This window comes from Leisingera sp. ABM4_101, from assembly GCF_056158725.1.
This window is the reverse complement of sequence record NZ_JBSWTV010000002.1, coordinates 2,265,034-2,282,094: the sequence shown is the minus strand read 5'-3', so window position 1 is coordinate 2,282,094 and position 17,061 is coordinate 2,265,034. Positions and strand designations below refer to the sequence as shown.

Annotated in this window: 21 protein-coding genes and 2 tRNA genes; 3 read left to right on the top strand and 20 right to left on the bottom strand. The window is 60.8% G+C overall.

What is annotated here, in order from left to right; translation table 11 throughout:
• The first annotated feature begins 14 nt into the window (after window positions 1-14).
• Complete coding sequence (locus ACXAEK_RS12195; RefSeq protein WP_475042254.1) at window positions 15-572, top strand: DUF4453 domain-containing protein; 558 nt, start codon at window positions 15-17, stop codon at window positions 570-572.
• Between the two features lie 10 nt (window positions 573-582).
• On the opposite strand, the gene ACXAEK_RS12190 is transcribed toward ACXAEK_RS12195, so the two are convergent.
• The 4 genes from ACXAEK_RS12190 to ACXAEK_RS12175 form a co-directional block, all read right to left on the bottom strand.
• Window positions 583-1,509, bottom strand: coding sequence for an alpha/beta hydrolase (locus ACXAEK_RS12190; protein ID WP_475042252.1), 927 nt, complete (start codon window positions 1,507-1,509; stop codon window positions 583-585).
• Window positions 1,510-1,627: 118 nt separating this feature from the next.
• Window positions 1,628-3,517, bottom strand: a complete 1,890-nt coding sequence (locus ACXAEK_RS12185; protein ID WP_475042251.1) for an acyl-CoA synthetase — start codon at window positions 3,515-3,517, stop codon at window positions 1,628-1,630.
• A gap of 235 nt (window positions 3,518-3,752) precedes the next feature.
• Window positions 3,753-5,552, bottom strand: a complete 1,800-nt coding sequence (locus ACXAEK_RS12180) for an ABC transporter transmembrane domain-containing protein (protein WP_475042249.1) — start codon at window positions 5,550-5,552, stop codon at window positions 3,753-3,755.
• Between the two features lie 168 nt (window positions 5,553-5,720).
• Window positions 5,721-5,794: transfer RNA gene (locus ACXAEK_RS12175), tRNA-Gly, on the bottom strand.
• A gap of 173 nt (window positions 5,795-5,967) precedes the next feature.
• Between ACXAEK_RS12175 and ACXAEK_RS12170 the strand changes: the two genes are divergently transcribed.
• Window positions 5,968-6,675 carry a CbiX/SirB N-terminal domain-containing protein gene (locus tag ACXAEK_RS12170; RefSeq protein WP_475042248.1) on the top strand — a complete coding sequence of 236 codons (708 nt, stop codon included), beginning with the start codon at window positions 5,968-5,970 and terminating at the stop codon, window positions 6,673-6,675.
• A gap of 916 nt (window positions 6,676-7,591) precedes the next feature.
• On the opposite strand, the gene ACXAEK_RS12165 is transcribed toward ACXAEK_RS12170, so the two are convergent.
• Entirely contained in the window at window positions 7,592-8,980 is a 1,389-nt protein-coding gene (locus ACXAEK_RS12165; RefSeq protein ID WP_475042247.1) for a calcium-binding protein, read from the bottom strand.
• Between the two features lie 218 nt (window positions 8,981-9,198).
• Window positions 9,199-9,363 (bottom strand): hypothetical protein, encoded by a 165-nt coding sequence (locus ACXAEK_RS12160; protein ID WP_475042245.1) that lies wholly within the window; start codon window positions 9,361-9,363, stop codon window positions 9,199-9,201.
• A 214-nt stretch (window positions 9,364-9,577) separates the two neighbouring features.
• On the opposite strand from ACXAEK_RS12160, the gene ACXAEK_RS12155 reads away from it, so the two are divergent.
• Window positions 9,578-9,651: transfer RNA gene (locus tag ACXAEK_RS12155), tRNA-Cys, on the top strand.
• 110 nt (window positions 9,652-9,761) lie between these two features.
• Here ACXAEK_RS12155 and ACXAEK_RS12150 read toward each other — a convergent pair.
• The 14 genes from ACXAEK_RS12150 to ACXAEK_RS12085 form a co-directional block, all read right to left on the bottom strand.
• On the bottom strand, window positions 9,762-10,769 hold the full coding sequence (locus tag ACXAEK_RS12150) for a phage late control D family protein (protein WP_475042244.1): 1,008 nt from the start codon (window positions 10,767-10,769) through the stop codon (window positions 9,762-9,764).
• Window positions 10,760-10,981: a tail protein X gene (locus ACXAEK_RS12145; RefSeq protein WP_475042243.1), complete on the bottom strand. Its 222-nt coding sequence runs from the start codon at window positions 10,979-10,981 to the stop codon at window positions 10,760-10,762. Before ACXAEK_RS12145 ends, ACXAEK_RS12150 begins: the two co-directional genes overlap by 10 nt.
• Window positions 10,950-11,348 carry a phage tail protein gene (locus ACXAEK_RS12140; protein ID WP_475042242.1) on the bottom strand — a complete coding sequence of 133 codons (399 nt, stop codon included), beginning with the start codon at window positions 11,346-11,348 and terminating at the stop codon, window positions 10,950-10,952. Before ACXAEK_RS12140 ends, ACXAEK_RS12145 begins: the two co-directional genes overlap by 32 nt.
• An 11-nt stretch (window positions 11,349-11,359) precedes the next feature.
• Complete coding sequence (locus tag ACXAEK_RS12135) at window positions 11,360-11,500, bottom strand: hypothetical protein (RefSeq protein ID WP_475042240.1); 141 nt, start codon at window positions 11,498-11,500, stop codon at window positions 11,360-11,362.
• Complete coding sequence (locus ACXAEK_RS12130; protein WP_475042239.1) at window positions 11,497-11,823, bottom strand: phage tail-collar fiber domain-containing protein; 327 nt, start codon at window positions 11,821-11,823, stop codon at window positions 11,497-11,499. Before ACXAEK_RS12130 ends, ACXAEK_RS12135 begins: the two co-directional genes overlap by 4 nt.
• A complete protein-coding gene (locus ACXAEK_RS12125; protein WP_475042237.1) occupies window positions 11,823-12,557 on the bottom strand; it encodes a phage tail protein I in 735 nt (244 codons plus the stop codon). The genes ACXAEK_RS12130 and ACXAEK_RS12125 overlap by 1 nt, the downstream gene beginning before the upstream one ends.
• Window positions 12,550-13,449, bottom strand: a complete 900-nt coding sequence (locus tag ACXAEK_RS12120) for a baseplate assembly protein (RefSeq protein ID WP_475042236.1) — start codon at window positions 13,447-13,449, stop codon at window positions 12,550-12,552. The genes ACXAEK_RS12125 and ACXAEK_RS12120 overlap by 8 nt, the downstream gene beginning before the upstream one ends.
• On the bottom strand, window positions 13,449-13,787 hold the full coding sequence (locus tag ACXAEK_RS12115; protein WP_475042235.1) for a GPW/gp25 family protein: 339 nt from the start codon (window positions 13,785-13,787) through the stop codon (window positions 13,449-13,451). The genes ACXAEK_RS12120 and ACXAEK_RS12115 overlap by 1 nt, the downstream gene beginning before the upstream one ends.
• Window positions 13,788-13,836: 49 nt before the next feature.
• Window positions 13,837-14,127: a PAAR domain-containing protein gene (locus ACXAEK_RS12110; RefSeq protein ID WP_475042233.1), complete on the bottom strand. Its 291-nt coding sequence runs from the start codon at window positions 14,125-14,127 to the stop codon at window positions 13,837-13,839.
• Window positions 14,127-14,504, bottom strand: a complete 378-nt coding sequence (locus ACXAEK_RS12105) for a phage baseplate assembly protein V (protein ID WP_475042232.1) — start codon at window positions 14,502-14,504, stop codon at window positions 14,127-14,129. The genes ACXAEK_RS12110 and ACXAEK_RS12105 overlap by 1 nt, the downstream gene beginning before the upstream one ends.
• Window positions 14,501-15,100 carry a terminase small subunit gene (locus ACXAEK_RS12100; protein ID WP_475042230.1) on the bottom strand — a complete coding sequence of 200 codons (600 nt, stop codon included), beginning with the start codon at window positions 15,098-15,100 and terminating at the stop codon, window positions 14,501-14,503. Before ACXAEK_RS12100 ends, ACXAEK_RS12105 begins: the two co-directional genes overlap by 4 nt.
• Before the next feature lie 159 nt (window positions 15,101-15,259).
• Window positions 15,260-15,658 (bottom strand): bacteriophage spanin2 family protein, encoded by a 399-nt coding sequence (locus tag ACXAEK_RS12095; protein WP_475042228.1) that lies wholly within the window; start codon window positions 15,656-15,658, stop codon window positions 15,260-15,262.
• Window positions 15,658-16,371: a lysozyme gene (locus ACXAEK_RS12090; RefSeq protein ID WP_475042226.1), complete on the bottom strand. Its 714-nt coding sequence runs from the start codon at window positions 16,369-16,371 to the stop codon at window positions 15,658-15,660. Before ACXAEK_RS12090 ends, ACXAEK_RS12095 begins: the two co-directional genes overlap by 1 nt.
• Before the next feature lie 9 nt (window positions 16,372-16,380).
• A complete protein-coding gene (locus ACXAEK_RS12085; protein WP_475042224.1) occupies window positions 16,381-16,722 on the bottom strand; it encodes a hypothetical protein in 342 nt (113 codons plus the stop codon).
• Window positions 16,723-17,061: the final 339 nt, after the last annotated feature.

The following is a 17,061-nucleotide window of genomic DNA, read 5'->3' as shown; positions in this document are numbered from 1 at the left end:
CAGGAAGGATTGCCATGAAATCCCTTGTGTTTGCCATTTCCCTGCTGGCCTCCCCGGCTCTGGCCAGCGACGCCTGCCACGATCTGTGGTTCACCCGCAACGCGGTGATTGACCGGGCTGGCTACTGCTTCGGCTCACCGCTGGGCCAGGCTGTGTTCAACAACGGCGACTGCACCGGCAAATCCGTCTCGCTGCCGCCGCAGGCCGAACGCATGGTGGCCCTGGTCAAAGAAATGGAATCGCGTTTCGGCTGCCGGGTGAACAACAAGCAGACCTATCTGGATCTGGACGATCTGTTCCTGCGCTACCAACTGTGGGACCTGCCGGTCCGCGATGAGTTCGAAAGCGCCTGCCTGGGCTGGCTGGGCCCGGTTATCGGGCTGCGGGCAGGGCACAGGCCGGATGCGCCGCTGATCGGGCAGATCACCCCCGGCGATTATGTCAGCTATTCGCATATCCCGGCCGGCAGCTGGACTTATGTCACTACCTCCGGCCCGGACTGGCAAACCGTCAGCGGCGGCTGGCTGGACACATCGCTGTTTCAGGAGCAATGCCGGGACTATGCCGGCTGAGGCCGCGCTGCTACTCATCATAGGACCAGATCCCCTGCCCCAGCGCCTCAATGGCAATTGAGATGCGCTCGAAACTGTCGCGGGCCCGGGTCACGCTGTGGCGCGCACGCAGGTAGCCATGAATGAGCCCCGGTTCATTGATCCAATGGGCCTTGCCGCCCGCGTCCAGAATGCGGTCACGGTAGGCGCGGGAGTCATCGCGCACAGGATCGCAATCCGCCGTCACCAGCACTGTCGGCGGCAAGCCCGAAAAATCGCTGTCAGCCAGCGGCGCAAACAGCGGGTCGGTTTTGTGCTGCTCGCCAGCCGCACGGATATCCGTGTAGTAAATCACATCCTCGCGCGTCAGCATTGGCGCCTGCGCGTGCTCTACGTAGGATCCCTGGTCCAGATCGCCGCCAAAGGCGCCGTAGACCAGCACCTGGCCCAGAATGGCATCGGTCCGGCCGCGCGCGTGGTGCGCCACCGCCGCACACAGATTGGCACCAGCGCTGTCGCCTGCCAGCACGATCCCCTTGCCATAAACCTCCTCGGCCCACTCCAGCGCCGCCCAGGCGTCCTCGAATGCGGCGGGGTGTTTGTGTTCGGGCGCCAGCCGGTAATCCACCGCCACCACGCGGTAGCCGGTCTGGGCGCAGATCTCGGCACAGACATCATCGTGGCTGTCCAGCCCCCCGACCACAAAACCGCCGCCATGGCAGAACAGCACCGTGCGGGTCGGATCGCCCGCTGTATAGACACGCACCGGCACCCCTTTGGCAGAGGTATCCGCAACTGAGACCACATCCGGCCGCGGCACCCGGAATTCCCGCGCCATACAGTCATAGATGCGGCGCTGCTCCTCGATCGGCATATCAACGGCATCATCGGGATAAAGTTCCCCAGTCTTCTGGATGAAGTCCCAGGTCTCCTCGTCGATCAGCCGTTCATAATCCATCTGCGAGCCTCCCTGCGCGCCCTGTTTTCCAGAGCCTAGGCAGAGTCTCCCGTAAATGGAATGCCTGAAAGAAAAAGCGCCCCGGAGGGCGCCCTTTATCCCACGCCCTGCGGCAGGTTCACGCTGCCGCAGCAGGCTCCCAGGGCCGTGTGAAATTGTTCAGCACGCCATTGATCTCCGCCTCCAGGCTGCCGTTGGCGGCGACCTGCGCCACCAGCCCGCGTTTCTTGTCATCAATGACGCTGACAACACGCGCGGCCACGCCGGCCTGCTCCAGCGCGCCATTGTAAACGCGGGTGATCGCCATCTTGCGCAGATCAGGCTTGAATACCTTGCCTACCGCGGTTTTCGGCAGCTCCTCCAGCACCGTCAAATGCTTGGGGATCGCGGCCCGCTCATGCACATGCACCTTGCAGTACTCCAGCAGCTCCGCCTCGCTGACGCTGGCGCCATCGACCAGTTCGACAAAGGCGCAGGGCAGCTCGCCCGAATGCGCGTCCGGCTGGCCGATCGCCCCGGCAAAGGCCACCGCATCATGCCCCAGCAGCGCCTCCTCGATCTCAGCCGGGTCGATGTTGTGGCCGCCGCGGATGATCAGGTCCTTGGCGCGGCCTGTGATCCACAGGTAGCCATCCTCGTCGATCCGCCCCAGATCGCCGGTGCGCAGGTATTTCTCCTGGTAGTAGAGATCCGCGTTCTTGTCGGCCTCGGTATAGGTGTTGCCGGCAAACACGCCCGGGTTCGATACACAGATCTCCCCCACCTCGTCAGGTCCGCATTCCAGCGCCCCGTCGTTGGTCTGCTTGACGATGCGCACATCGGTATAGGGGAACGGGATGCCGACCGAACCCACCTTCTTCTCGCCGCCCGGCGGGTTGCAGCTGACCAGGCAGGTGGCCTCGGTCAAGCCGTAGCCCTCAACAATGGTGACGCCCGATGCGCTCTCAAACCGCTTGAACAGCTCCATCGGCATTGGAGCCGAACCGGAAAAAGCAGTTTTCACCGACGAGATATCTGCATCCACTTCCCGCTGCATCAGCGCCGACACGGCCGTAGGCACGGTGATGATAAAGGTGATCTTCCAGCGCTCGATCAGTTTCCAGAAATTGTCGAACACGCCCTCGCCGCGATACCCCTGCGGCGTCGGGAAAACCACATGCGCGCCAGAGGCGATGGCCGCCATCATGATCACATGCACCGCAAAGACATGGAACAGCGGCAGCGGGCACATGATGTTGTCTTCTTCGGTGAACAAGAGTGTGCTGCCCAGCCAGCCATTGTAGACCAGCCCCGAATACTTGTGCTGCGCCACCTTGGGCATGCCGGTGGTGCCGCCGGTGTGGAAATAACACGCCACCCGGTCGCCTTCGCTGTCGGCAAAATTCAGCGTCTTGGGCTGTTTCGCCATCTCCTTGGAGAAGTTCAGATAGTCCGCATGGCTGGGCCGGCCGTCCATCTTGGGCCGCACCAGCGGCACGATCCAGGATTTCGGCGGCGTCAGATAGCGGTTCAAGTCCACTTCCAAAACCGTGTTCACGCCCGGCGCATGGCGCACTGCCTCAGCCACCTTCTGCGCCACATCCGTTTTCGGGAAGGGCCGCAGGGTGACAACAACCTTGGCCTTGGTCTCCCGCAGGATGGAGGCGATCTGCTCCGGCTCCAACAGCGGGTTGATCGGATTCACGATGCCTGCCACCGCGCCGCCGAGCATGGTGACCAGCGTCTCGTTGCAGTTGGGCAGCACATAGGCCACCACGTCCGTTTCGCCCACACCCAGCGCCCGGAACATATTCGCCGCCTGGCTCACCTGATCCTTCAGCGTGCTCCAGGTCAGCGTCTCCGCCTTGTCCTGCGGCCCGGAGAAAATCTGATAGCTGACTGCCTTGCTGTTCGGGTGCTTGTCCGCCGTGCGCGACAGCAGCCCGTACAAAGTGGCCGGCAGGTCCCGCGCCTCATACGGCATTTCATTTTGCAGCGCATCGCGGTCCGCGATTCCGGAAAAACCCATAATTCTCCTCCCCGTTCCCTCCCCCGGTGCACAGCCGGTGTACGGGTGGTGCACGGAGTGTGACTCTGTTTTTGCCCAGACTATTGCAAACGCGTGATTGCGCAAGCGCCGCGGCAGGGTCACGCCAAGGCAGCTTGCAGCATGACGTGGCGCCAGTTCGCGGCAACGGGCGGTTTTCAACGAAAAACGCCCCGGATCAGCTCCGGGGCGCTTCTACTGCAAATCTGCTCAGCGCTTATTCCGCCGCCAGCCCTTCGGTGAATTGCAGCTTGGCCAGCCGTGCATAAAGCCCGCCTTGCGCCACCAGCTCATCATGGGTGCCAGTGGCAACAATGCGGCCCTGGTCCATCACCACAATGCGGTCGGCCTTTTTCACCGTCGCCAGCCGGTGCGCCACGATCAACGTGGTGCGGCCCTGGCTCAGCTCATCCACCGCGGCCTGCACCAGACGCTCGCTTTCCGCATCCAGCGCCGAAGTCGCCTCGTCCAGCAGCAAGACCGGCGCATCCCGCAGAATGGCGCGGGCAATGGCAATCCGCTGTTTCTGGCCGCCTGACAGCATTACGCCGCGCTCACCGACAAAACTGTCATAGCCGTCCGGCAGTTTCGAAATAAACTCATGCGCCGCGGCCGCTGCAGCCGCGGCCTCGACCTCGGCATCGGTGGCCTCAGGCCGGCCGAACCGGATGTTCTCGCGCGCGGAGGCGGCAAAGATCACCGGATCCTGCGGCACCATCGCAATATGGCGGCGGAACTCATCCCGCTGCAGCTGCGTCAGCGCCACACCATCCAGTTTCACCGCGCCCTGGTTGGGGTCATAAAACCGCTGCAGCATCTGGATGATAGTGGTCTTGCCCGCGCCCGACGGGCCGACAAAGGCCACAGTCTCACCGGGTCTCACCGTCAGCGACACCTCGTCCAGCGCCGACACATCCGGACGCGACGGGTACCGGAAGGAGACGTTGTCGAACGCAATCTCCCCCTTCACCGGCGCGGGCAGCACCTGGGCCGCAACCGGGTCCAGCACGGTATCCTCGGCATTCAGCAGCTCCACCAGCCGCTCGGTTGCACCGGCAGCGCGCTGCAGCTCGCTCCAGATTTCCGACAGCGCCGCGACCGATCCGGCCACCAGCACCGCATAGATCACGAACTGGATCAGCGTGCCCTCGGACATCACACCGGCGCGCACGTCGTTGGCGCCCATCCACAAAACGCCCACGATGCCGGAGAACACCAGGAAAATCACAATCACCGTCAGCATTGCGCGGGTCTGGATACGGCGGCGCGACACGTCATAGGAGGTTTCGGTCAGCTCGGAAAACTTCTCGCGGCTGGCGCTCTCGTGGGTGAAGGCCTGCACCGTCTGCACTGCCCCCAGCGCCTCGCCCGCGTTACCGGAGGACGCCGCGATCCAGTCCTGGTTTTCCTTGCTGATGGCGCGCAGGCGGCGGCCCAGCACCAGGATCGGCACGATCACCGCCGGCACGATCAGCAGCACCATCATGGTGAGCTTCGCCGAGGTCAGCAGCATCAGCACCATGCCGCCCAGGAAAATCAGCAGGTTGCGCAGCGCAATCGATACCGACGAGCCCAGCACCGACTGGATCAGAGTGGTGTCGGTGGTGATCCGGCTCAGCACCTCGCCGGTCATGATGCGTTCATAAAACTCCGGGCTCATGCCGATCACCCGGTCGAACACCGCCTTGCGGATATCGGCCACCACCCGTTCACCCAGCCGCGTCACCAGCGCATAGCGCACACCGGTGCCTACGGCTAGCAGCGCCGCGATGACCAGAGCGGCACTGAAGTAAAGGTTCAGCAGCTCGGAATCAGACACCCGGAAATTGTCCACCACCCGGCGCACCGCCAAGGGCAGTGTCAGCGACAAAGCCGCCGTCAGCACCAGCGCGCAGGTTGCTGCCATCATCAGAAGGCGGTAGGGGCGCATGAACGGCCACAGCGCCGACAGCACGCCAATCTTCCGGGATTTCTCCCGCTCTTGCTCCGCATTCGGGGCCGCATTATTCCGCGCCATTCCGGATCCTTCTGCACTTTGGTCCCGCGGGTCCCGATGCCCGCATAATTGCCAAAGGTTCATGGCCCCGCAGGCCCCGCGCGTCAAGCGCAGAGCGGGTTTAAAACGCAAGCCGGGGATCCCAAGCCGCGCTGCTAAACGCCGCATACCAACAGTTCAGGGAGACGCTGGAGCGGGTAGCGGGAATCGAACCCGCACCTTAAGCTTGGAAGGCTCTTATGATACCATTTCACCATACCCGCTCAGAGTGTTTGCTGATTTAGGTGAAGCTCAGGGGAAGGTCAACCACCTTGTTTTCGTTTGCGTTTGGCGCCGAAAAAAAATCCGCTCACCTCTTGCGGTTCCCCGGGCATGCCCCCCAGATCTAAGCCAGCCCAGCGGCACAGCCGCAGCCTCAGCAAACCGGGATCCCGCCTTGTCTCAACCACCGCGCACCGCCATCCTGACAGCCCATGGCCAGCCCTCTGCACCCGCGCCGGCAGAAGCCTCCCTGGCAGATCTTGCGGCCAGGGTGGCAGGCCATCTGCCCGGCTGGGATGTGCGTTCCGCAACCCTTGCCGCCGCCGGACGCCTGGAAAAGGTCATGGAAGACGGCGCCGTTGTTTATCCCTTCTTCATGTCGCGGGGTTTTTTCACCAGCAAAGCGCTCCCAGGCCGGCTGCAAGGGCGGTCCTACCGCATGGCCGTGCCCTTCGGCCTTGATACCGGCTTGCCGCAGATCACCGCAAACGCCGTGCAGCAAGCTGCGGCGGAACAGAATTGGCCTCTCAGCTGCCTTCATCTGCTGCTGGCCGCCCATGGCTCCGCCCGCGGCCCCAAGGCGGCGGAGGCCGCAGAAAAATTTGCAGCCCGGCTGCGTCCTTTGCTGCCGGGCTGCGCGCTGTCGCTTGGCTTTGTCGAGCAATCCCCCCGCGTGGAAACGGCCGCAGCCCCGTTGCCCAGGCAGGCCATTTGCCTGCCGTTCTTTGCCCAGTCTGGCGATCACGTCACAGGAGACATCCCCGAAGCGCTGGAAACAGCCGGGTTTCAGGGGCTTGTGATGCCGTCCGCTGGCGGCCTGACAGGGGTCCCGGCCCTGATTGCCCAAGCCATTCAATCCGCGGCCGCTGCCGGCAGCATGTGACCACCGCGGGCTCAACGCGGTGAAGCGCTCCCGGCGATCTGCAACGTCAGCGCGGCCCGGAACCTCAGGACCTCAAAAGCAGCTTGCTTGACCCAACGGCTTCGGCAAGACGCTGATAGTGGATGGAACGTGTTCGGGAAGAGTTTGCAGACCTGAGAAGAGTCGTTTCAGCTTCAGACACTATTCGGAATGCTTCGGCTTTGACGGTTTCAATCGCCTCAGGTGCCACGGGACTTATCGGTGGCGTCAGCCTTTGCGCCTGCGATGAACTCCCGGGCAGCCGCACTCTCACTCTTGGCTGCGTCCCGTCAGTATTCCGCCGCACCAGGCTCCTGAGCTCAGAGGCGGCTTGATGCAACGTTCGTTTTGCCCGTCTCAAATCCGAATTGTTCGGGATCTCATCCGCCGCAGTTTGCAGCGTTCTGGCCAGGCAATCCACGACGTATTTGTCCGGGATTTTACCGCACGCTATGGATGCCTCCTGTATTTTAAGCGCAATGTTGCTTATCGCTTCTTCAGATGCAGGGGCAGATGCGTTTGCCCCCCCTCCCAAATCAGTGTCATTATTCGTTCCGGCATTCGTGTTGCCTCCGCCAGTCTGTCCTGTGCCGATCGAAGGCCCTGTCACTTGCGCCAAGTGGAGAAGTTTTGGGAACTCAATTGGACTTGAAGATTGCCCGTTTATTGCACTCCCCCCGGCCGAAGTTGCGTGACCTGAAACCGCACTGGCCAAGAGAGCGTTTATTAATAGATACCGCACATCCCGCTTCATAGTTCCCCCCAACACATTTCACAAATTCCAGCATCAACTCTGCGAGAGGGCAACTGCATTCCCCCGTCACGCCAAGACAATTCCAGATATCCCCCCCCCTTGAACATCGGTTCCGCCGAACACTCCAAAGCCTTTCCAGGAGGTTCAAACGGGCAGCAAAAAGTTGGATTCTGTCAAGTCATGCTCCCCAAGCAGTAAAATCTCAAAACCGCCATCAAGGAAACTTGGATCCGGAACATTATCCGAAACAATACTGGCGATAATATGGGTCCCCTCAGCATCCGTGGTGATACCTAAGACAATATCCACATCTTCAAGCGGTTCTCCGATAGTAGGCTCGTGATCAAAATCGCCATCATCCGGCCAAAGATGCTCAAACACGTCAACAAACACAGGCTCATCGGCGCCAGGCGGGAAAGAAATAACCGTTTCGACAAGATCCACATGAAGATTTTGCCCCCGGATTTCATCCAGGATGATGCCGCTGAGATCAATCTTGTCAAAAGCGTCGTCGAAGTCCTCGATAACATCACGGCGCTCCGCGCCCTCGCCATTATCCGAGAAGCTTCGAAACACAAAAACGTCCATTGTTTCTTCAGACGGGCCGCCCGACAAAGTGTCTGCTCCACTCCCCCCGGTCAGCCGGTCTTCGCCTGCGCCGCCCCTTAGAACATCGCCGCCAGCCCCGCCATCAAGCTGGTCCGCCCCGTCTCCGCCTTCAAGCGAATCCTGGCCACCCTCTCCAAAGATACTGTCTTCTCCGTCACCGCCAAAGGCACTGTCCCGGCCGCGTCCGCCTTCGATGGAATCATTGCCATTTCCGCCGAATAACCGGTCGCTGCCTGCCCCAGCTATTAGGGTGTCATTCCCGCCACCTCCTCTCAGGACATCGTCTCCGCCCCCGCCCGCAAGGGAATCTGCACCGCTGCCGCCCTTTAATGTGTCGCTGCCCCAGCCTCCCATAAGGGTATCATTGCCTTTTTCTCCTAATAACCGGTCAGCTCCGGAGCCTCCTTCCAACCGGTCCCCCCTGTTACCGCCAAGGATACGATCATCACCGCCCCCGCCCAACAAAACGTCCTTGCCCCCTCTGCCGTTAAGGACGTCATCGCCTTTAAACCCAAAAATTGTATCCGCCCCGGATGATCCCGTAAAAACGTCCTCCCCGCCATAGAACATGTTAAAGAAAGCATTCCCCGTTTCCGGATTTTCCTTGAACACGTCAATTGCTGGGATATTCAAGCCTGTAACAGAAAACACATGATCACCTTCTGCCTTTTCAGAAGACGAATACTGGTGATATTCCTCTATATCGCCCTTGGTGATGACGTACCTTGCGATATCATTCTCGCCACGATCTCTAAATTCGAGTCCCCGTATTAAGTACTCCGCATAAAAACTTGCAGTGGCTTCGCTCCGAAGAACGACATACCGCAGTTTCTCTTCTCTATCGACAAATTCTCCGATGTCAAAATAGATACTTCCAACATCAGATCCAACTTCGAAGGGAGAGGAAAACTCAACAACCGCCATTTTAGCAACCACCGCACAAAACCCAACCCCCGAAATAGCACAAACGGCAGTCGGAAAGATCACTTACAACCAGACAAGCATATCAAAACAGCCGCGCCGCAAGAAAAAGAAACGATAGCTATGAGGATCTCGAATTCTCACGGCGCACATTCCATTTCGCTTTGCGTGTCAGATGTTCTCAACCGCCCCTCAAGTTGACACTCAACTACAGCATTATATCATAAAATAATTTCTCTGTCCCCTTTGAAAAAGGCATAAAAACCAAGGCGGTTTGAAACAGCGGACTTTACCGTTTCTCTCTGTTCAGCTGGACGCTTAACACGCTTGATGAATGAAATCTGAAGTGACCCGCCCTGTGTTCTTGAAACAATGGCACGGAACATGACCCGCTCCGCCCATGCGTCATGCGAAGCCTTCAGCCTGCTTGCGGTTGGCCATCCCTTTGGCGTCGGACAGCCGGCCTGACAGTTCGATGACCCCGCGAAGCCCGGAACGGCAAGGAATATGAACAGAATAGAATGGCGAGAGGAACTGCGCGGCAGAGGCCCTTGCGCTCACCTTCGGAATCACCTAATACGCCCCTACCACAGCGGCTTAGGCGAGTTGGCGGAGTGGTGACGCAGCGGATTGCAAATCCGTGTACACCGGTTCGATTCCGGTACTCGCCTCCACACAAAATCAAAGACTTAACTGGAACTCCGTGAAACTTGAGAGACACTTCTCAACAAGTTTCTCAACATTCTTGTTTTGGTCTTGTTCTGTTCCAAGATTGATTGGGAAGCTATTCCAGCGGCTCGGCCTCCACCGTGGAACGGAACCCGCCGCTATCCAAAGAGTGCGTAGCGCGCGTGATTAGCCAGGCCCCGTCGACATAGGACCGGAAGCCGACCGCCTGCAGCACGGCCTCTGCCTTGGCATCCGGGTCGCCCTTCATATCGATCGACAACGCACGCCCAGCGCGGTGCAGTCGACGCAGTTCCGTATCAGCTGCCCGCTGCGCCGATGCTTTATCCGGGAAGCGGCGTTTCAAGCGGTGGACCGGGGCGCCCTCGCCCGCAATGCATTCCTGCTGGCTGCCCTGCCCAAGATCCTGATAGGCCGCCACCACAGAGCCAACCTTTTCGCGCAAAGTGTTGCGATAACTCCACCGGCTCACGCCCCGCTCTGTGACAGGCAGCACCGGCATCGGCTTGCCCGAAGCTGTGAGGCTCTCCCCGCGCTTGGCCATGATCAGGCGGCCGTTTCCAGGTTTGGCTATGGCATCGAGATCGCGGGCCACCCGGGACAGGAGATTAATATCGCTTTCGTCGATCTGGTCGATATGCGGCAGCGCAATCTCTTTGAGGCTGTCCGCAACAACGTGCTGCAAGCCATGCTCTCCGGCGATCTTACCGACCATTGCGGCGACTGTGGTTCCTAGCGGCCAGCTGCGTTTCTTCTGGTCCGTCAACGCGCTCTTGCCGGAGGTTGTCTCCCCGTTTACCGACGCGGTACCGGTGATCACTGCTTGGTCAGGCGGCCCCTGCATCTCGAAGCTGTCCGCAATAAACAGCCCCATGTATTTCATCTCAAAGGGGTGGCCCATCCAGACTTTGATTTCCGCCCCCTGGCGCGGTTCTTTGACCTTTCCAAGCAGCGCGGTATCCGCCAAGACAATCTGAACCTGATCCGACTGCACCCCGGCCGCATCGGTCACAGTCAGGCTAGAAAGACGCGGAGCAAGGAGACCGCTGATATTCTGGCCATCCACCTCGACGCGCATCATTGGGAGGAAGTCAATCAGTCCCATAGGCTCACTGTCTCCGCAACTTTCGGAACTTCGATCTCCGGCAGTTGAACAAGCGTCCCCGGCGGCAAGAACGGACCATGATCCGCAAGCCCCGGGTTTGCCTCGAGCGCGGTTTCCAGTGCTCCGGCCACGTGGCTGCCATAGTGGCGCCAGACGATCTCGTCGACCGTGTCGCCTTCTTTAGAACGGTAAGAGACTGCGGAGCCCGCCATCATACCTCCTGATGCTGATCGTAAAATCCTGCCGCAGCGGGGCGCCATTCCCGGCAAAGGTGCGCTGCCCTTCCCCCACACGCTCGATCACCCAAAGGCCCATTACCTTGCCTGTGCCGGCCATCAGCGGCAGAGGGAATCCAAGGGAGGCAGAAAGGCGCATCTTGTCGACTTGCCCTAAGCCGCCCTTGTAGTGCGGGTAGATGACACCTTGCAGGCTGATCGTGTCGGCACCCAGGCCGGTAAACTGCAAAGCGTCATGCTTTCCCACGCGCTCGATAGCCCCCCAGCGGTATTCGGTGGAGCGGTAGAGGCGCTGGTATGCGGCGCTGTCCAGGCTGAACTGATAGGCGCCCAGCTGCATCATTCTGCTTGCCATCACTCGCCCTCGTATTGGCCGTAATCATGCGGAGCATCAAACAACGCGCCCGCCTGCCCCATGCGGGCGCGGCGCTGCAGCTCGTCTGCGAGCTGCGCCACCGTCATGTGGGCGGCATTGATATGGAAATGGTTGGTCACCGGCGCGGGTGCACGTCGTTGCCAGCCCAGATCGCAATCAAGTCGCCATCGGCGTCAAAGAACCCCATCTCACGTACAAAAAACGCGGGGGTTTCCGGCCCGAATTCAGCTTTCACCCGCCAGGCATTCGCGCCGACGATGTGGCGTGCTTCGATGGGCTGGCGAGCCAGCTCGCGCTGCAGGGCAGTTTGGGAAAAGCCCGGGCCGTAATTCGCGCCGTTCCCGTCGCCCAAAGCGATATGAGTTATTGCGACCTGGGTTCCAGAACCAGCGGCGGCGGTGATTTTCGCCTCCGCAATATCGGTCAGAAGTGTCGACGGCATTACGCTGCTGCCCTCCTTTTCACATCGTGGAATTCTTCGCTGATCAGCGTTACCCGCGCGCCCAGCGCGACAGCGGCGACGGATCGCGCCAGCTTCGCCCGCGGCCGCGGATCGTGGGTCACCTCCGTGCGCATCATTGCGCGTGAACCCGTGCGCAGACGTGCCGCGGCCTCGGCCAGCGCAGGGCGCAGCTCTGCGTCTGTTTCGAGCCTGTGCAAATGCGCGGCGCGCACACCTGCGCGCAGCTCCGTACCGCTTGTATAGCTTTCGCCAATCCGAAGCGTGAAATGCGCTCGCGCTGGCTTCACGTTTTCGATCAGCCGCGTGACCCGCTCTAGGAGCGCGGTGTCGATCTGAAACCCGGCGTCGAATACATCCTCGCCGAAAGCATCCAGGCGGAAAGTATGTGGATCGCCCCCATGCTCGAACCACTCCGACAGATCGACATTGAAACCGATGGCATCCAGAGCCCTCACAACGGCTTTTCGGGTTCCCTTGACCCGATGCACCTCAAAACTGCGCCGGATCACCTCGCGTTTAACATGCTCCGGCCAGGCCGGACCCCAAACATCGACGGAAAAGGCAAAGGCCAGCCAGGGCAGCAATTCCACCGGGCAGCTGTCCGGATCCCAGAGCGCGCGCAGAAACAGCGGGGGCGCCTGCGCCGGTCCAATCACCGCCTCGATGGCGCGCTCCTGAACGGTTGCATTATGGGGCAGCAGGCTCTTAGACACCGGCGCCTCCTACGTTCACGGAAATGCCAGTGCAGTAAGCGGCCTGGCTATCATCGGCCGCAATGTCAGCAACAGGGCTGGCCAGAGCCACATTTTGCACGCCTGGCTGATGCAGCGCGGCAAAAATCCCGGAGAGGGTCACGTCCCGGCCCAGCCGGTGCTGCACTTCAACATAGGCCGCAGCAGCGTCCTCTGCCGATTGCCGTACAAGCGCGCTATCCGGCCCGGGAAAGACTGTCAGTGTGGCACTAATCGCGTAAGGGAGGATTGCAGCCCCCTGAACAGTCACCTGATCCGTCAGCGGCCGCACATCGTCAGCATTCACCGCCTTCGATACCGCAGCCAGAAGCGCGCCCCCTGCGCTGCCGTCACCAGTGCGGGAAAGAACGGTCACCAGCACCTCGCCCGGCGCAGGGCTCTGCACGCTTGCGTCAGCCACATCGGAATCCGCACCCAGCGCGTGGAATTTGTACGCCCCGACCGGACCGGCGGCGCTCAGCCCCTCAAAGGCTAACAGCATCCGGCGGCGCAAATCTTCGTCACTCTCCAGCACCGGGGGCACCGGCGGCAAGGCGGCGGGGTCGCCAGGGTCGATAACCTGGCGCGCGACAGCATAGCGGGCAGCGATATTGTCGAGGTCAGCCCCAATTGCGTAGGCAGGCATGACCGCCCTGGCCGCATCGTTCCTTTGCTGAAGAGCCAGCGCCGCCCAATAGGCGGCAACCTCAAGGAGCTTATAGCCAGTATCGCTTTCAACCAGCGCGTCAAATTCAGGATCGCGGGCCCGCAAATCGGCTATCATCGCCGCAAGGATCGCCTCGGAGTCCACATCCTGCAGGATGCCCGGCACGGGCAACTGAGAGAAATCGATTGCCGAAAACCCGCCAGCCATCAGCGAACCTCGATCCCGTCCAGTGTGACAGGCTGCCCGTTTGGAAGGTAAATCCCCTCGAGCGCGATCACGACGCCGCCAGGCTCCGGCATTTCAACGGCCACCTGCTCGACCTGCAGCCGTGGCTCCCAGGTTTCGAGCGCTTCATAGGTGGCCGTCATCATATCCAGGCGGGTTGCGTCATTCATCGGCGCGTCAACCAGCTGGTACAACCGGCTGCCGTAGTCCCGGCGCATCACGCGGGTGCCGATGGGGGTGGTTAAGATATCCCGGACCGACTGGCGCAGATGCGCCAGGCCAGAAAGCCGCTTGCCGGTGGATGCGTCGATGCCATTCATGGGGCGATCATGCGCCCCGCTACGCCCCTTGTGCCTCTGGCGGTTTTCCTTACCCGCCCGCGAACACGTCGCCAGACCCTTCCGCAACGGCTGAACCGCAGTCGACAGGATCACCAATCCGGCCAAGCTGCAAGCCATTGGCAAAGACCGTAGTGGAACCCGCCGCGAGATTGCCACCGTGCGGCGGGCACACACCGCACCCATGCGGTGACCAGCTGTCCCCCTGCCGGTGGACAGGAATACCGTTCACAAAAACATTGCTGCTGCCGCCCGTCGACACCCGGGATGGAAAACACCCATGCCCGGTGCAGAGATCGCCTTTTCTGGTAACAGCGGGCATCAGTTCAATTCGATCTTGGGTGCCTTGATGCGCACCCCGCTGGCGTCAATTTCAATCGAAGATGGCCCAACCTGGATTTTGTACAGTCCTTCGCTGCCCGCTGGACCCGGGTTCTGCTGGCTGAAGGCAGACCCCATAATGATGCCATTGGCCGTATCGCCCAACTCAGAGACCACGATCACCTGCTCGCCCACACTCACCGGTGCCCAGATGCTGACCGCCCCGGCCCGCTCGGCCCTCCAAGGGATCCAGCCGCTCTCGCTCTCACCGCCAAATGTGACCTTAGCCCGGGCCGCCCCCGTATCAACGGCAGTCACCACGCCAAACCGGACGATGCCTTCGCGCATCTGCTCATTGCGCGCCGCTCCATAGCTCATGCGGCACCGCCTGACAGTTCGGTGTATTCACTCTCGTTTCCGGCACCGGTATCCGGGGAGAAGCCGACCATAACCCGTTCCGGGGTGACGCCCTCACCAGACCAGACGCCTTCACCCAGGTCGATCTGCTGGTCCCATTCGACGACCCAAACCTCGAGATTGTCATAGTCAGGGTCAAAAGCATCTGGGCCGATGACTGTAACCGCGGCCTGGCCGACCGGCTGCCCCCAACGGTTTTGATGCACAAATGCACCCAGCGCTCCGGCAAGCTTGCGAATCTCGCGCTTAACGTTCTCTTGCGAGAAGCCCAATACCACCCGCGCGGCCCATTTGCTGATCACCGGCAGCTGCCCGCTGCCGCCGTCGTCATCCGGCGAGGCTTCCATATCCACCAGCTCGAGCAAAACATCGTCATCCCGCCAGCTGCGCACCTCCGCCGTGTTGAAGATCCAGGCCCGGCCCCGGCCGCCGCGCTGCACAACAGGGCAACCGCGTCGCACCCATTCGTCGATGGTCGGCAGCGAGACGCCGTTGATTTCGGCAAGCTCGGTGCGGTTTACTTCTCTGCCCTTGGGTTTCTTTTTCTTTCCAGCCACTTGCGCCCCCAGGAATTAGAAAGCTGCCTCCCCGCCGCAAGGCAGATGTTTTTATATCGGAAACCGGATTAGGTGTTTTCTTTCAGCCATTTGCGCGGGCTATATAATAAACAACCCCTATCCCCGGCGGCACGCACACATAATTTTCTGCGGTTCCGCCTACCCACGTGAGATCCTCCCTGCGGAGGGACCCATTTTTGTAGCCCTGCTGAAGGATGCAGCGATGCTTGCACCGATCTGCGCGGGGGTCGGCAGCAGCCAGCCCAGCAGCGCGACCAGCAGCAGCCAGGGCGGCGGATCTTCACGCAACACAATAGTTTGCACGGCTTCGCTGCGCACGCTGGTGCGGCCTCCGCTCTGCTCGATGGTTCGGGCCTGCGGCCGGGTGACCTTCTGCTCGGAAATCACCGTCTGCCCGACTGTCTGCGCGTTTGTGCGCCCCGCCTGCACGTTGGCCACCACATCGGGCGAGCCCGCAGCAAGGCTGGCCAATCGACCTGCTGGCAATCCACAGGCCGCCAAAGCGAGGCACAAGGGGGCACAAACGCGCCAGAACATCAGGCCAGGCCTTTCATGCAGAGCGAGTGCTTGCTGTCTGCTCGGCGGTTCTCCAGCCCCCGGATGCGCTTGCCACCCGCCTTGACCCAGCGCCGCAGCTCATTGCAGGCACCGACGTAATCGCCCGCATTGGCCCTTCGCATCATGGTCGACCGGCACACCGGCCCGGAACCGACATTGAAAGCCAGCTCCAGCATGGACGCCTGAACACCCTTAGGAATAAGCCTGTTGGTCATGCACGGGGAGATTTCGGCATAAAAGGCTTGAACGTCTTCCTCGAGCCGGTCGAGGCATTCCGCCATTGTCGCCCTGTCGCCCAGCTGCACGCCATGAGTATCGCCGAAACAGATGGTCGGAACGCCGACAATGTCGAGATACGCTTCTGTCCGCACCCCCTCCCACTTCGCAATAAAGGGCGTTGCCATGGCGATCACGACGGCACCAGCCGCCATACCACCCATTGCACGCCGCCGGATAGCGCCGCTGGTGTCCTGCCGGAATTCACGCAGCCCTGACTGCAAGATCAACCGCGCTGGAATTGCCAAGGCCTGACATCCTGCAGCGGCGATGGCGAACCAAACCGGGTTCCACCCCAGCTGCTCAGCAGTCACCAGAGCAAAGAAGAAACCGCCCAGCGAGACCAGACCGGCGACGATAAAAAGCACAGACCAAGAGCCGGTCAGCACGGATTTCCAATTCGAAATGAGTTTCATGGTCGCCTCCTATTGGCTTTCTGGAAAAAAGCTGGGCGCCGGAGCTGACCGCCGGTCGAGACGCACCCGAATATCGACAAGCGTTTCGAGAATGCGGTCAAGCGTGGCGTCCTGCGCGCTGATGCGCTGCTCAACTTGCCGAAGACGCGGGCTGATGCTGTCGAGCCGGACCTCAAGGCGCTGGAAATCATCGAGCGCTACAACCTGCCCCTCTAGGCGCTCGATGGTCGCCTCAGTCACAGACATGCGGGTATTGAACTGCCCCCACGCAAACGCGAGGGAGGTAAGGATCGTGGCCAGGCTCAGGACTGTGCCTAGCGAAATGCTTTTATTGATGATCGGTTGAGACATTTCTGCGCCTTTGCCCTCTTCTTGGGACAAATTTTCGCAGAACAAGCACTTAGGCCACTGGCGGTTTTCCCAGCATGAGCTCTTCCACCTGCCCTACCGCCCTATCCAAAGTTATTTCACCGGGGCAAACTGGACTTCGCCGCAGTTGCAAGAACCGATGACACCGAACTACTATCCGTCGCAAAGTGAATAGAGCCGACATTCACAGCCAAAGCACCGCGCGAATGTTACGCTGGGATCAGCAGGCATTGGCAGCGAGAGCAGCTGAAATTGATTTAAGCGACACCCGGTGCTGCCATCTTAATCTCAACCTCTGGCCAGTACATCACTTCAACCAGC